The sequence below is a fragment of the Allobosea sp. BE125 genome (genome assembly GCF_031456075.1).
GTDB lineage: Bacteria > Pseudomonadota > Alphaproteobacteria > Rhizobiales > Beijerinckiaceae > Allobosea.
In genome coordinates this window covers 354,127-369,522 of record NZ_JAVDTY010000003.1, presented here as the reverse complement: position 1 = coordinate 369,522, position 15,396 = coordinate 354,127, and the positions used below count along the sequence as shown (strand labels likewise).

Genomic DNA, 15,396 nt, shown 5'->3' with positions numbered 1-15,396 from the left:
AGCCTTCGAGCCATCGTCAGAATTCCAGATCAAGGCGTGAGCGGCGCATCCCGCTTCGTCACGCAGCCGGCAAACTTAATTTCAGCCACGCTCACGCATCGTAACGTGGCGCAATGGGGCGGAACAAGCACGAAAGCACCGCGTGCCTAATCTTGGCCATGGCCGGCTCAGGCGCGCTCACGCGGCTGGTGCTGTGGGGGGCGGCAGCGGCGCGGTGATCTTGACGCGCCAGGTGCCGGCCTCGTCGGCGAAGGCGGCATAGGTCAGGCGTTCCCAGCTGCGCTTTTCGCGGGCGAAGAAGGCTGCAAGCTTGGCGACGTGCACGCGGATCGCCTCTGTCGCGGGGATTTCCGCCCCGGCGATATCAGGGTTGACGATGGTGACGATCTGCCCGTCGCCATCGAGCTTGCGTGGCTCGACCGATAGCAGGAAGGCGTCCCACTCGTCAGGCACGATCTCGAACAACTCGTCGAGGATCTCGCGGTCGAGGGCTGATTGTTCGGGAGGCAGGGTCGAGGTCATGGCAGGGCTCCTTGCGGCGGAAGACAGTGAGAGGCCAAATCCGTCCAGTGGTTCATTTCCTTTAGGGCTCTGAAGTCATTCGTGTATCTGGCGCGCCTCTCGGCGTTGTGGAGTTATCCTCATGCCTGGCGGTGGAGCGCCGGATCACGTCGCTCCCGGACGCCTCGCATGCTGGGGAATCACAGCGATGTCGCAAGGTGATGACACGGCTTAGCCTAGAGAAACATTGCTGGCTTTGAGTGTTTCAACGGGATGCGTGTCATGTCAATTACGTAATTGATTGACAATTCGCGCTCCGAATCGACAATCGTCGATATCTTGGCGAGGCTATTACGGCAGATTGCCTTTGCGTTGTCTAAAGTCACAGATCCACCCGTGTAAGGAAATGGGCGCCGCGTCCCTTTCGGCAGTTGGTGCGGCGGCAGACCTGAAGCGTCGTTGCGGCGTTGACTTTCGCCCGGCTCGGCGGAGAATCGTGCGCGCCGTTTTCCAGGACATGCTTGGAGGAGCCCGGCCTTGAGTTCCGCCCCGTCCAAACCGCAGACAGCGGCCGAGCGCGTTGCTGCCCGGATGAAGGCGGCAAAGGCCGCGGAGGCCAGGGCTGCCGCCGAGGCAAAGCTTGCTGCCGCCGAAGCGAAGGCCCAGGCGCAGCTGCGCAAGGCCGAACCCGCGACCGAGGGCCAAGGCAAATCAGACAAGCGCGACAAGGCGGCCAAGCTCTCGCGGCCGGGCCGTCCGCGCTGGACCATGACGGTTGGCCCGGCGACGATCGCGCTGGTCCTTGTCGCCTTCGCCCTGCTGGCCGGGTGGGGCGCGATCACGACCAGCACCCTGATCTTCGGCGACAAGCTCTCGGTCCGCCTCGTCGCGCAGCAGAGCGACATGCAATTCGCCTATGAGCAGAAGCTCGTGGTCTTCCGCACCCAGCTCGACCGTTTCGCCCGGCAGACCCGATTGGAGCGTGACGGCGTCGAGGGGCGCATCGCCGATCTGATGCTGCGCCAGGCGGCGCTCGAGGCGCGCCAGGCGATGCTGACCGCGCTCGCCGACCAGACCCGCGTGCCCGACGGCGCGAGCCCGGTGAAGTTCGGCGAGGCCGGCGGAGCGCCGATCAAGGCGGCCTCGGTGCAGCGCGCCGCGCCGCAATCGACCTTCACCATCCTCGATCCGAGCTATCCCGCACCCGAGCGCGTGACCTATCTCGAACATGCGATCGACCGTTTCGAGAAGGTGCAGCTGGGTTCGCTCAACGGCCTGACTCAGCGCTCGCAATCGACCCTGCTACAATTGCGCTCGGCCTTCTCCGAGGTCGGGCTCGATGCCGAGAAATTCGTCCCGACAGCGGCGCTCGTCCGCGGGCAGGTGGCCAATCTGCTGCCGGAGACAAAGGATTTCGGCGGCGGCCCCTTCGAGAGCAATGTCGCGCAGATCAGGCGCACGCTTTCGGTCCTGGGCCGGCTCAGGACAGCGGCGAACGCCGTGCCGTTCTTCCGGCCGATCCCGGGCAGCGCCGGGCTGATGACCAGCTCCTACGGCACGCGCTCGGATCCGTTCACCGGCGAGGCGCGTTTCCATGCCGGCACGGATTTCCGCTCGCCGATCGGCGTTCCCGTTCATGCCGGAGGATCAGGCGTCGTGCAGACGGCCGGGATCGGCGGCGGCTACGGCAATCTCGTCATCATCGACCACGGCAATGGCATCACCACGCGCTATGGCCATTTGTCGGCGATCAACGTCACCGTGGGCCAGCCCGTCGCGCTCGGCACGGTGGTCGGGCTGGTCGGCAGCACCGGGCGCTCGACGGGTCCGCATCTGCATTACGAGACGCGCATCAATGGCGAGCCCAACGATCCCACTCATTTCATCCGCGTGGGCGAACGGATCTATGCGACCCAATAGCCGCGGGTTGGGCAACGCGGCCTTGGCCGTATTGTCTTGCCCGAAAACGCGGCGTCATCCCGGACAAGCGGCGAAGCCGCGCCGATCCGGGATCCATGCCGGAGCGCTGCCTGGTTAGGCTCAGGAATGGATCCCGGATCTCCGCTTCGCTGTGTTCGGGATGACACCCCGCTTTTGCGTGTAAACAGGGACACTGACAGTGGAGTAAAGCTTCAGCCCCGGACAGGATCCGGGGCCGAGCTGTTTCGCGTGATGGCTCTGTTCAGCTCTTGAGCTTGGTGTTGCACTGGCTCCAGTAGCCGCCGCCCTTCTCGATCCATTTCAGTTCGCCATTGGCGTTGGCCGCCTTGTTGGCGTTGTACTGGTCGACGCAGGTCTTGAGCCGGGCCTTGCCGGGCGATTCCTCGGAGTATTTCGGCGAGACGACCCTGGGGAAGACCGCAGCCTTGGCACGGGCGGGCGCGGCTGCCGGCTTCTGCCCGGGCGCCGTTGCGGCGGGCGTGGCCGCTGGCGCCGGTGCGGGGTCGGTGACGGCTGCTGCGGCATCGTTGTCAGAGGCGTCGTCGTCGCCGCATTGGGCCTTGCGGAAATCGTTCCACTTCTGGCCCTTCAGCGTATTGGCCTTCTTGGCATCCTGATACTTCGCGCTGCATTCCTTCATCGTCAGCGCCGAGGCCGGCGTGGCGAAGACGGATGCGACGGCGATGGCGGAAGCAGATGCGACTATCAAAGTCCTCAGCATTGCGTTCTCCCTAGCGTGGCCCCGTAGCGGGAACTTGATTCAAATCCTAATTGCGCCCCGTTTCAAGCCCCGTTGTCGGATGAGCAGCCATGGCTTAGCGGTTGGAATGACGGCGTTTCCCCGCCAGGACGCCGAGCGGGCATGATGCAAGCGGGCGTGAAGATCACGGAGCGCGTTTCCAATGAGCGACCAGCCACTCTGGGCCCTGAGCGCCGGGCAACTCGCGCAGGCTTTCGCGGCGGATAGCGCCACGCCGGTCCAGGCGTTGGAAGCGGTGCTGGCGCGCCTTGACGCGGTTAATCCGCGCCTCAACGCCGTCGTCACACAAGACCGGGCGGGCGCGCAGGCAGCGGCGTCGGCCAGCGCCCGCCGCTGGGCCCGTGGCGAAGCGCTCGGGCCGCTCGACGGCGTCCCGCTGACGATCAAGGACAACATCCTGACCGCCGGCCTGCGCAGCACATGGGGCAGCGCCTGCTACGCCGATTTCGTGCCCGATCTCGACGAGACGCCGGTCGCCCGCCTGCGTGCGGCCGGCGCCGTCATCCTCGGCAAGACCAATGTGCCGGAATTCACCGTGCAGGGCGTCACTGACAACGCGCTCTTCGGCCCGACGCGCAACCCGTGGAACCCGGGCCTGACGCCTGGCGGGTCGAGCGGCGGGGCGGTTGCGGCCGTGGCGTCGGGCATCGGGCCGTTGGCGCTGTGCACCGATGGCGGCGGCTCGATCCGCCGGCCGGCGGCGCATGTGGGGCTGGTCGGTCTCAAGCCCTCGCGCGGGCTGGTGCCGCGCCGGCACGGCTTTCCCGCGATCCTCGACGCTTTCGAGGTGGTCGGGCCGATCGGGCGCTGCGTCGGTGATGTCCACGCGATGCTGCGCGTCATCACCGGCGCGGAAGCGGTGGCCGAGCCGCCCGCCGCAAAACGGATCGCCTTCATTCCGCGCTTTGGCGACGCACCGGTCGACCCAGTGATTGCTGCAAGCGTCGCCGGTGCAGCCGCGCGCTTTGCCGGGCTCGGCCATACCGTCGAGCGCCTCGACGATTTCACCCTGGTCGAGCCGGTCAACGCGATCTGGTCGATCGTCAGCGAAACTGGCGTCGCCTGGCTGCTCGATGCGCATCTCAAGCTCGGGAGGGACGCGCCTGTACAGCCCGGGATCGCCGCGATGGCCGAACGCGGTCGTGGCCATTCGGCGAGCGATTATCTCGGCATGCTGCGGACGATCGAGGTGGCTGGCGAGGCGTTCGACGCGCTCTTCTCCCGCTTCGACCTGCTGCTGACGCCGGCGACGGCGGCGCAGCCCTGGCCGGTCGGCCAGACGCACCCCGATGTGATCGACGGCCAATCCGTCGGTCCGCGCGGGCACGCGGTCTTCACCGCCTTCGCCAATGCGCTGGGCTTGCCGGGGCTGACCTTGCCGGCGAGGCCGGACCGGGACGGCATGCCGATCGGTTTCCAGCTGATCGGGCCGCAAGGCGGCGATGATCGCCTGCTGGCGCTGGGAGCCGCCTATGAGCAGGCATTCGGCGGCTTTCCGATGCCGGTGCTGGACTGACGGCGAAGGCTAGCCTTCACCATAACGCCGGCGCAGATGCGCCTTGAACACGCCGGCGTCGAGCGGGCGGCCGGTGGCGTGGGTCAGCAGTTCGTCGGTCTCGTAGAGGCTGGCCTGGCTATGGATATGGCTGCGCAACCAGCCGACCAGGGGCGAGAAATCGCCGCGCCCGATCGAAGGCAGGATCTCGGGCTCGGCCTTGCAGGCGGCCTCGAAAATCTGCGCCGCCGTCATCGCGCCCAGCGTATAGGTCGGGAAATAGCCCCAGCCGCCGCTGGGCCAATGCACGTCCTGCAGGCAGCCGCGCCGGTCGTCGGGCGGCGTCACGCCGAGCAGCGCCTTCATGCCGGCGTTCCAGGCCATGGGCAGCTCCGAGAGCGGCATCTCGTCGGCGATCAGCGCCTTCTCCAGCCGATAGCGCAGGATGACATGGGCCGGATAGGTGACCTCGTCGGCATCGACGCGGATAAAGCCGGCCTCGACCTTGGTATAGCGCGCCAGCAAGGCCTCCTGCTCCCAGGCCGGGCCCGAGCGGCCAAAAGCCTCGCGCATCAAGGGCGCGGCAAAGCGAATGAACGCGGCGGAACGGCAGGCCTGCATCTCGACCAGAAGCGACTGGCTCTCATGCAGGCTCATGCCGCGTGCCTGGCCGACGGGCTGGTTCATATAGGCCTGCGGCCGGCCCTGCTCGTAGAGCGCATGGCCGGTCTCGTGCAGCACGCCCATCAGCGCCTTGGCGAAATCGCTCTCGTCATAGCGCGTGGTGATGCGGACATCGTTGTCGGCCCCGCCGCAGAACGGGTGTGTGGAGACATCGAGCCGGCCGCGCTCGAAATCATAGCCCAGAGCCGCCATCATCTTGAGGCCGAGCGCCCGCTGCTTCTCGATCGCGAAAGGGCCTTGCGGCTCCGGCGTTTTGGGCCGGCGGGCTTGGAGCGCCAGGACCTCCTGCGTGAAGCCGGGCAGGAAGGTGGCGAGATCGTCGAACAAGGCGTCGATCTTCTCCGAGCGCCCGCCCGGCTCATAATCGTTCAAGAGTGCGTCATAGGGGGAAAGGCCTAGCTTTTCGCCCTTCGCCTGGCCGATCTGGCGCTGCAGGTTCAAGACCTCGCTCAGGAACGGCAGGAGGCCGGCGAAATCGGACTCCGCGCGCGCCTGCCGCCAGCGCATCTCGCAGACCGAGATCGCCTTGCTCGACGCCTCCACCAGATCGGCGGGAAGCGCAGTCTGGACCGTCCAGAGCCGCCTGATCTCGCGCAGATTGGCGCGCTCCCATGGGCCGAGCCCGTCATCGGCCTCGGCCGCGCCCAGCCAGTCGCCGATGCGCGGCTCGACCGCCATGCCATGGCGCAGCACGTCGAGCAGCGCCATGCTCTCGGCCCGCGTCGCCGCTGCCCCGGTCGGCATCATTGCGGCATTGTCCCAGCTCAGGATGCCGATGGCGTTGGACAATGCGGCGATGCGGCCGAAATGATTGGCAAGCTCGGAATAGGCGGTCATGCTTGGTGTTTCCCTTGTCGACAGTTTTCCAAAGCCCTCATCCTGAGGAGCGTTCGAAACGAACGCGTCTCGAAGGATCATCCAGCGCGCTCTGGAGCATCCTTCGAGACGCCGCTGCGCGACTCCTCAGGACGAGGGCTGAGGCAAGTGATCGGGTTCAGCCGAACAGGCTTTTGTACTGGCGCGGCTGCGAGCGCAGATATTGCGAGGGCGGCTTCACGGTTGCGCCGAGCTGGGCTGCGGCGTGCCAGGGCCAGCGTGGGTCGTAGAGCATGCCGCGCGCCAAAGCGACGAAGTCGGCGTCGCCCGTGCCGATGATCGCCTCGGCTTGGTCGGCTTCCGTGATCAGCCCGACCGCGATGGTCGGCAGGCCGGTTGCCTGCTTCACGGCGCGCGCCAACGGCACCTGGTAGCTCGGGCCGAGGGGAATTTTCTGCGCGGCCGAGAGGCCGCCGCCGGAGACGTCGATGAAGCTGCAGCCGCGCGCCTGCAAGGCGGAGGCGAAGGCGAGCGTCTGCTCGATATCCCAGCCGCCCTCGACCCAATCCGTGCCGGAGACGCGGATGCCGACGGGAAAGGAAGATGGCACCGCCGCCTTGACCGCCTCGAACACGGCGAGCGGGAAGCGCATGCGGTTCTCCAGCGAACCGCCATAGGCGTCCTCGCGCCGGTTGGAGAGCGGCGAGAGGAACTGGTGCAGCAAATAACCATGGGCCCCGTGGAGCTCGATTGCATCGAGGCCGAGCCTGACCGAGCGCTTGGCAGCGAGCGCGAAGCTCTCGACGAGCCGGGCGATCTCATCGGCCGTCAGGGCGTGCGGAGCCCTGGCGTGGCCCTCAAAAGCCACGGCCGAGGGGGCGAGCGTCTGCCAGCCGCCCTGGTCGAGGCCGAGCTGGCCGCCGCCGGCCCAGGGCTGCGCCACCGAGGCCTTGCGGCCGGCATGGCCGAGTTGGATGCCGATCGGCATCTCGGAATGCGCGCGCACGGCGGCGAGCGCCTTTGCCAGCGCGGCTTCGGTCTCGTCCGACCAGAGGCCGAGATCGAACGGGCTGATCCGCCCTTCCGGCTCGACGGCCGTCGCCTCGAGAAAGAGCAGCCCGGCGCCCGACAAGGCGAGATGGCCGAGATGGATGATGTGCCAGTCGGTCGCGCGGCCGTCCTCGGCCGAATACTGGCACATCGGGGCAATGACGATGCGGTTGGCGAGGGTGAGTTCGCCGAGCGTGTAGGGGCTGAAGAGCTGGCTCATCGTGGTGGGTTCGCCTTGAGTGGAGCAGGGCTTGGAATGGGCAGTGTTTGGAATGGGCAAGTTCGCCTGCATCTCTGCCAAGTCTAGCCGCAGCGCAGCATGCCTGGCCATGCGCAAGCCTGCACGCACCGGGCGCTGCAAACGCAAGCGACCTTCCGGCCCGGAACGCAGAGGAGGCGCTTCTCAATCCAGGATCGAGCCGAGGATCTTCTCCAGCGTGTGCAGCCGATAGGGCTTTCTCAGCAGCGCGGTGCGGGCTGCGCCCTCGAAACCCTCGACCTGATCGCGGCCGGTGGCGAAGATGATGGCGAGTTCGGGCTTCAATGCGCGTAAGCGGTGCGCCAGTTCGCTGCCCGAAATATCGGGCAGGCCGATATCCGTCAGCAGGATGTCGATGTCGCGTCCCGTCGCGATATCGAGCGCCTTCAGCCCGTTCTCCGCCTCGATGGCGACATGGCCGAGATCCTGGACCATATCGGCAGTGTCCATGCGGATGATGGCGTCGTCCTCGCAGACGAGCACGGTCAGGTTGCTTCGCCGCGCCGGCTCCGGCACAGGGGTGGCCGCATTCTGCAACGCTGCCTTCTGCGCCGCGCTTTTCGGCTGGGGGCGGGCGGTCTCATAGGACGGTGTCTTGCCGTCCTGCACCAGAACCTGGCGGATCTTCCGCGCCAGCGCCTCGCGCCCATAGGGTTTTGAGAGCAGGTTGACGCCCTCGTCGAGCCGCCCGCCATGGACGATCGAGTTCTCGGTATAGCCGGATGTGAACAGGACGCTGAGCTGGGGCAGCCGCGCCTTGGCCTTGCGCGCCAGCTCCGGGCTCTTCAGCGGGCCGGGCATGACCACATCGGTGAAGAGCAGGTCGATCGCGACCCCGCTCTCGATGACCGCGAGCGCGCTCTGGGCGTCGGGCGCCTTCAGCACGCGGTAGCCGAGCTCGCCCAGCAGCGCGATCACGGTCTCGCGCACCGCCTCGTCATCCTCGACGACGAGGATGGTCTCGCTGCCGCCGGTGACCGGGCCGGCCTCCTTCTCGACCAGCATGTCCTCGGTCTGGAGCGAGCGCGGCAGATAGAGCTTGATCGTGGTGCCCTGGCCGGGCTCGCTATAGACCTTCACATGGCCGCCGGACTGCTTGACGAAACCATAGACCATGGACAGGCCGAGCCCGGTGCCCTTGCCCGGCGGCTTGGTCGAGAAGAACGGCTCGAAGATCTGGTCCATCACCTCGCGGCTCATGCCCGAGCCGGTGTCGGTGACCGAGATCTGGACATATTGCCCCGCAGTGACGTCGCGATGGGCGTCGCTATAGGCGTCGTCGAGGAAGGCGTTTCCGGCCTCGATCGTCAACCGGCCCTGGCCGTCCATGGCGTCGCGCGAATTGATCGCCAGGTTGAGGATGGCATTCTCGACATTGGCCGGGTCGACCAGCGTGTGCCACAGCCCGCCGGCGATGATGCTCTCGATCTCGATCGCGTCGCCCAGCGTGCGCCGCAGCAGGTCGTCCATGTCGCGGATCAGGCGGCCGACATTGACGACCTTGGGCTCCAGCGGCTGGCGGCGGCCGAAGGCGAGCAATTGGGCTGCGAGCTTGGAGCCGCGCGCGACGCCGGCCATGGCGTTGTCGACGCGCTTTTCGGCTTTCTCGTCGCCTGCGATTTCCCGCGACAGCAATTGCAGATTGCCGCTGATGACCTGCAGCAGGTTGTTGAAGTCGTGGGCGATGCCGCCGGTCAGGTTGCCGATGGCTTCCATCTTCTGGCTGTGGCGGAGTGCTTCCTCGGCCTTGGCGAGTTCGGCGGTGCGGGCGGCGACGCGCTCCTCCAGCGTATCGGCCAGGTCCGCGAGGGCGGCTTCCGCCGTCTTCTGCGCGTCGATGTCGGTGTTGGTGCCGACCCAGCGCGTGATCGCGCCGCGCTCGTCATGGGCGGGCACGGCGCGGGCGATATGCCAGCGGAATGTACCGTCCTGGCGGCGAAGCCTGAATTCGGTCTCGTAGGTGATGCCGTCGCGCCGGGCATTCTCCCATGCGGCGGCGGCGCTCGCCGCATCCTCGGGATGGACCACCGCCATCCAGGCCTCACCGTCGAGCGTGCCCGGGGCCGCTCCGGTGAAGGCGTAGACGCGCTCGTTGAACCAGTCGAGCTGGCCGTCGGGCGTGGCGGTCCAGACATGGTTCGGCATGGATTGCGAAAGCGTGCGGAAGCGCGCCTCGCTCTCCCTGAGCGCGGCTTCCGCCTTCTTGCGGCCGGTGATGTCGAGGAACAGCACGGAGAAGCGGTCTGGTCCGATGCGCCTTGCCCGAGCCTCGAACCAGCGATGCTTCATCGCGGGAACATTGATCTCGTAGCGCGCCGGCTTGCCGGTCTCGAGCACGATGGCATAGGTCGTGATCAGCTCCGGCGGCAGGTTCGGGATGATCTCGCTGACATTGCGGCCGATCGCATCGACCATCCTGACATCGGTGCGCGCCTCGAAGGCGGGATTCATCTCGACGAAGCGGAAATCGACCATCGTCCCGGCGGCGTCGCGCACCGCCTCGGCGATGAAGAACCCCTCCTGCATCTGCTCGAACAGATTGCGCCAGCGCGCCTCGCTGGCGCGCAGCGCATCCTCGGCCGCCTTGCGCGGCGTGATGTCGAAGCAGACGCCGACAAAACGGCGCTGCCCGCTCTCGGGCGTCGAGACCGCCTCGCCCTGTCGCGCGATCCAGCGGGTTTCGCCGGTGGCGGGGTCGAAGCGGCGGTATTCCGCATAGGCGAGGGGGTTGTCCTCGGTCAGGCGCTGCGGCCCCGAAAGGGCGCGGTCATCGGGATGCAGCAGGCTGACGAGCAGATCGTCGGTGACCTGGACATCCGGCGGCAGTCCCCAGATGCGACGATATTCGTCGGAGACGTCGAGCAGGCCGCTTTCGGGATACCATTCGAAGACGCCGACGCCGCCGGCCTCCTGCGCGATCTTGAGCCGCTGCTCGGTGCGGACCCGCTCGGTGATCTCGATGACCACGGCGAAGACGCCGGCCGGGCGGCCGTCTTCGCCGAGGATCGGCATGTAGTCGAGATCGAGCCAGCAATCCTCCGGCACGCCGTGGCGGTTCAAAGTGAGGCGCTGTTCGCGTAGCGAGAGCGTGCCGCCGGCGAGCACGGTGTCGAGCACGCGGGTGTTGAGCTCGGCCGCTTCCGGCCAGCCCTCGAGCACATTGGCGCCGAGCAGGGCAGGGTGGCGCTTGCCGGCGAAGGCGGCATAGCCGTCATTGTAGATCAGCGTGCCCTGCGGCCCCCACAGCATCACGACCGGCAGCGGCGAGCTGAGCGCCAGCGCCGTCGTGGTGCGCAGGCTCTGCGGCCAGGTTTCGATCGGCCCCAAAGGTGTCCGCGACCAGTCGAATTGCGCGATGAGCGCGCCGATCTCGCCGCCATTCTCCAGGAAACCATATGGGTCGTGCGGAGCCAGCATGAGACGCTCTGGTGGAGTTCTACGAAACCCCTGACATGTGGCCGGGATCGCAGAATACGGCAAGCGCAAAGGCGCGATCGGCCGTGCGCCGCCCGTCCGGACGTCGAAAAGGGTTACGGCGCCAGGACTGCGGAGCCAGGACTATGGCGCCAGGACTACGGCGCCTGGAACGCGCCGATCATGTAGCTTTCATTGCCGATCTCGGTGACGCGCCCCTTCACCTCATAGCTTGCGAGATCGACGATCCAGACGATGCTGGAGTTCGGCTTGCCCTTGGGTGCGCCGGTGATCGCGGCGTATTTGCCGTCGGGGGTGATCGCGATGCCGCGCGGGCGCGAGGGCTCGCCGCCCGGCGTCTTCAGTTCGATCCGCCGGATCGTCGCGGGCCCACCCGCGATCGCCTTGGCGACATCGATGATGTCGATGTTGTTGGCGCGGAAATGCGTGGAGAGGATGCGCTTTCCATCCGGCAGGAAGGCGGCCACGAACGGTCGGGTCGGCGTGGCCTTGTCGTCGGTGCCGACCAGGACGCGCGCGACCTCGGCTTTGGCGGGGTCGGACAAGGCCTTCTCGACATCGATGATCGAGACCGTGTTGCCGGGGATGTCGGTCTGAGCGCTCTCGCGGGAGGCATGCGCCACCAGCTTGCCGTCCGGGCTCACCGAGATGCCGAAGCCGCCGGCCTGCACCGGGATGCGCGCAAGCTCCGCGCCGGCCTCGCCGGCGATCGCCTTCTGCAGGCTCATCACCGTGATGTCGTCGGTGCCGCCATTGGCCCCGAAGATCGTGCCGCCGCCAAGCGGGCTGATCGTCACGCCATTGGTGTCGGGGAAGCAGCCGAATCTCGGATCGGGCGCGCGATGCGGCACCGGATCGGGCGGGCAGGGGAAGCCGGGCTTGCCATAGGCCTGCTCGACCCTACGGATCACCCTGTTGGTTGTGAGATCGACGATGCTGAGATGCCGGCCACCATCCTCGTCGCCTTCGCGCTCGGCATGGGCGAGCACCGCATGCTTGCCATCCGCCGCAATGGCGAAGCCGGTCGGCCCAAAACCTTCCGTCTCGATATAGCCCGCGACGGCGGCGAGCGTATCGTTGCTGGCGGGATCGAGCGCCTTCACCAGGTCGATGATCGTGACGGTGCCGGCATGGCCGTGCTGGAAGGCGGCCGCTGCAGCGGGCGTCGAGCGGCCGGAATGGTTGACGACATAGGCCCGCTTGTTGTCGGGCGCGATCGCGATCGAGATCGGCTGGCCGCTCGAAATCACGCTCTTGCCGTCGACCTCGATATCGGGCGTGACGCGCAGGCGGTTCACCACCGCCTTCGGCGTGCCGTCATTGGCGGGGTCGAGAGCTTTATCGAGATCGATCACGAGCACGACATTGTCCCAGCGGCCGCTCGCCAGAAAATAATCCTTCGCCATGGTCTGATGCACATGTCCCATCGAGCAGAGCAGGATCGCGCTGCCCAGAAATGTCGTCCGTAGCATGGTCGTTCCTCCCGTTGGATCGCCCGTTTGCCGGGTCGTTGATCAGCTTGGCTGGTCGGCTTTGTCCTCCAGCGCCTCGGCGAGCACGCGCGCGACATGCATCGCTTCGCGGCCCGCGCCGTCATGGATCTGGTGGCGGCAGCTCGTACCGTCGGCGACGATGAGATCGCCCGCGCCGGCCTTGCGCACGGCCGGCAGCAAGGCGAGCTCGCCCATGGCGAAGGAGACGTCGATCGTCGCCGCGCCATAGCCGAAGGCGCCCGACATGCCGCAGCAGCTCGATTCGATCGGGCGGACATCGAGGCCGGGAATGGCGCGCAAGGTTGCCTCGACCGCGCTCATTGCCGCGAAAGCCTTCTGGTGGCAGTGGCCATGCAGATGCGCGATGCGGCCGGCCTGGTCCTTGAGGGGCAGGGTGGTTGTCCCCGCCTTGATGTCGGCGGCCAGAAGCTCTTCAAGCAGGAACGCGGCGCTCGCCACCGGCTCGACCTCGGCCTTGGGCAGAATTGCGCCGAATTCGTCGCGGAAGGTCAGCAGGCAGGAGGGTTCGAGGCCGACGATGCGCGCGCCCTTGGCGACGAAGGGCGCCAGCGCTTCGAGCGTCCGCTTTGCCTCGCTGCGCGCCTCCTCGACGAGACCGGCCGAGAGGAAGGTGCGCCCGCAGCAGAGCGGCCGGCCGCCATCCCCAGGCTCGACCTTGTGCAGGCGATAGCCGCCGGCGGCCAGCACGTGCTCGGCGGCTTCGAGGTTCTCGCGCTCGAAATAGCGGTTGAAGCTGTCGCCGAAGAGCACGAGGTCGCGGCCGTCGCCCTTCACCTCGCCCGGCGTCGCGGTTCGGCCGGCTTGCGCCCACGGCCTGCGCCAGACCGGCAGCGAACGTTTCGCGCTGAAGCCGAGCCAGCGTTCGGAGAGCCGCGCCAGCAGTGGAATGCGGTCGCGCAGGTTCATCAGGGCTGAGAGCTTGGCTGCATAAGGCGCATAGCGCGGCAGAAAGGCGATCAAGCGCTCCTTCCGCGGCAGGCCGTGGCGCTGATGGTAATGGTGCAGGAACTCGATCTTCATCCGCGCCATGTCGACGCCGGTCGGACAGTCGCGCTTGCAACCCTTGCAGGACACGCAGAGATCGAGCGTCTCCTTCATCTCCGGCGAGGTGAAGGCATCCGGCCCGAGCTGGCCGGAGATGGCGAGCCTCAAGCTGTTCGCCCGCCCGCGCGTCAGATGCGTCTCGTCCTGCGTGGCGCGCCAGGACGGGCACATCGTGCCGCCGGTCATCTTCCGGCAGGTGCCGTTGTTGTTGCACATCTCGACGGCGCCGCCGAGCCCGCCCCAGTCGGACCAGTCGAGCGCTGTCTCGGCCGGGATCGGCGTGGCGTAGCCCGGCGCGAAGCGCATCAGGCTGCGATCGTCCATCCTGAGCGGGCGCACGATCTTGCCGGGGTTCAAGCGGTTGTCGGGATCGAAGCCGTCTTTGACCTGCTCGAAGGCGCGGGTGAGGGGGCCGCCGAACATCGGCTCGACGAATTCCGAGCGCGAGATGCCGTCGCCATGCTCGCCGGAATAGGAGCCCTTGAAGCTGCGCACCAATTCGCAGGCTTCCTCGGCGATGCCGCGCATCGCCTTGACCCCGGCCTCGTCCTTCATGTTCAGGATCGGGCGGACATGCAGGCAGCCGACCGAGGCATGGGCATACCAGGTGCCGCGCGTGCCATGGCGCGCGAACAGCGCGGTGACGGCGTCGGTATAATCGGCGAGATGTTCGAGCGGGACGGCGCAATCCTCGATGAAGGAGACCGGCTTCCCATCGCCCTTCATCGACATCATGATGTTGAGGCAGGCCTCGCGCACCTCCCAGACCGGCTTCTGCCTGGAGGGTTCGACCACCTCGACGACGGCATCAGTAAAGCCGTGATCGGCCATGCACTGGTCGAGGCGCTTGAGGTCGTGCTTGAGCGCGGCGAGATCGTCGCCGGCGAATTCGACCAGCAGCAGGCAGTTCGGCTGGCCCCGGGTGATGTCGGCGAGCGTGCGCACGAAGAGCGGAATGTCGGCGCCGAGCACGAGCACATTATTGTCGACGAGTTCGACTGCGACCGGTCCCAGCGCCACGATCGCCTTGGTCGTCTCCATTGCCGAACGGAAGCTCGGGAAATGGCAGACGCCCATGACGCGATGCGTCGGCAGCGGCGAGAGCTTCAGCGTCGCCTCGGTGGTGATGGCGAGCGTGCCCTCCGAGCCGACCAGCAGATGCGAGAGGTTCGGCCGGGCGGGCAAGAGCTCGTCGAGATTATAGCCGCCGACCCGGCGCTGCACCTTGGGGAAGATCGCCTCGATCTCGGCCCGGTGCCCGTCCGCCAGCGCCAGCATCCGCGTCATCAGATCGCGCGCCCTGATCGACTGATTGTCGCCGGCGAAGCCATCGCCCAGCGCGAAGGGCTCGCCGTCATGGAACAGCGCCTTCATGGCGATGACATTGTCGACCGTCTTGCCATAGCGCAGCGAGCGCGCGCCCGAGGAGTTGTTGCCGGTCATCCCGCCGATGGTGCAGCGGCTGGCGGTCGAGGGCTCGACCGGGAAGAACAGCCCGTCCTTCCGGACATGCGCGTTGAGCGCCTCCAGCACGAGGCCGGGCGCAACCGAGATCGTACCGGCCGCCGGATCATAATCGCGGATGCCATTGAAATGCCGGCTCATGTCGAGGATCAGCGCATCGCCGATCGGCTGGCCGTTCTGCGAGGTGCCGCCGCCGCGCGCGATCACCGGCACGCCATGCTCGGCGGCGATCGTCAGGGCGGCCGCGATATCGGCCTCCGATTTCGGGAAGACCACGCCCTGCGGGACGATCTGGTAGATCGAGGCGTCGGTGGCGTAGCGCCCGCGCGTGAAGGCGTCGAAGCGCACTTCGCCCTCCAGCGTCTGCGCGAGACGGCGTTCGAGGCCGAGATTGCGGGAATGGGATGCGGTCGTGGCGGTCTGGTTCATTGTT

General features: G+C 67.1%; 9 protein-coding genes. 2 read left to right on the top strand and 7 right to left on the bottom strand.

Translation table 11 applies throughout. The features are described 5' to 3' along the window. Positions 1–177 precede the first annotated feature (177 nt). Positions 178–522: a hypothetical protein gene (locus J2Y55_RS10260; protein ID WP_310151723.1), complete on the bottom strand. Its 345-nt coding sequence runs from the start codon at positions 520–522 to the stop codon at positions 178–180. 516 nt (positions 523–1,038) lie between these two features. Here J2Y55_RS10260 and J2Y55_RS10255 point away from each other — a divergent pair. Then, positions 1,039–2,421: a M23 family metallopeptidase gene (locus tag J2Y55_RS10255; RefSeq protein ID WP_310151718.1), complete on the top strand. Its 1,383-nt coding sequence runs from the start codon at positions 1,039–1,041 to the stop codon at positions 2,419–2,421. Between the two features lie 262 nt (positions 2,422–2,683). Here J2Y55_RS10255 and J2Y55_RS10250 read toward each other — a convergent pair whose 3' ends face one another. Continuing rightward, entirely contained in the window at positions 2,684–3,163 is a 480-nt protein-coding gene (locus J2Y55_RS10250; protein ID WP_310151715.1) for a hypothetical protein, read from the bottom strand. 181 nt (positions 3,164–3,344) lie between these two features. Between J2Y55_RS10250 and J2Y55_RS10245 the strand changes: the two genes are divergently transcribed. Further along, positions 3,345–4,718, top strand: coding sequence for an amidase (locus J2Y55_RS10245; RefSeq protein ID WP_310151712.1), 1,374 nt, complete (start codon positions 3,345–3,347; stop codon positions 4,716–4,718). A 9-nt stretch (positions 4,719–4,727) separates the two neighbouring features. Here J2Y55_RS10245 and J2Y55_RS10240 read toward each other — a convergent pair whose 3' ends face one another. The 5 genes from J2Y55_RS10240 to J2Y55_RS10220 all read right to left on the bottom strand — a co-directional run bounded on the left by J2Y55_RS10240 (position 4,728) and on the right by J2Y55_RS10220 (position 15,392). Then, the gene (locus tag J2Y55_RS10240) at positions 4,728–6,218 is read right to left on the bottom strand and encodes a carboxypeptidase M32 (protein ID WP_310151710.1); all 1,491 of its coding nucleotides are present in this window, start codon (positions 6,216–6,218) and stop codon (positions 4,728–4,730) included. A gap of 157 nt (positions 6,219–6,375) precedes the next feature. Further along, on the bottom strand, positions 6,376–7,467 hold the full coding sequence (locus tag J2Y55_RS10235) for an NADH:flavin oxidoreductase/NADH oxidase (protein WP_310151705.1): 1,092 nt from the start codon (positions 7,465–7,467) through the stop codon (positions 6,376–6,378). A gap of 183 nt (positions 7,468–7,650) precedes the next feature. After that, positions 7,651–10,923: a hybrid sensor histidine kinase/response regulator gene (locus J2Y55_RS10230; RefSeq protein ID WP_310151702.1), complete on the bottom strand. Its 3,273-nt coding sequence runs from the start codon at positions 10,921–10,923 to the stop codon at positions 7,651–7,653. Between the two features lie 155 nt (positions 10,924–11,078). Next, positions 11,079–12,413: a beta-propeller fold lactonase family protein gene (locus J2Y55_RS10225; RefSeq protein ID WP_310151699.1), complete on the bottom strand. Its 1,335-nt coding sequence runs from the start codon at positions 12,411–12,413 to the stop codon at positions 11,079–11,081. 42 nt (positions 12,414–12,455) lie between these two features. After that, entirely contained in the window at positions 12,456–15,392 is a 2,937-nt protein-coding gene (locus J2Y55_RS10220; protein ID WP_310151696.1) for an FAD-binding and (Fe-S)-binding domain-containing protein, read from the bottom strand. Positions 15,393–15,396: the final 4 nt, after the last annotated feature.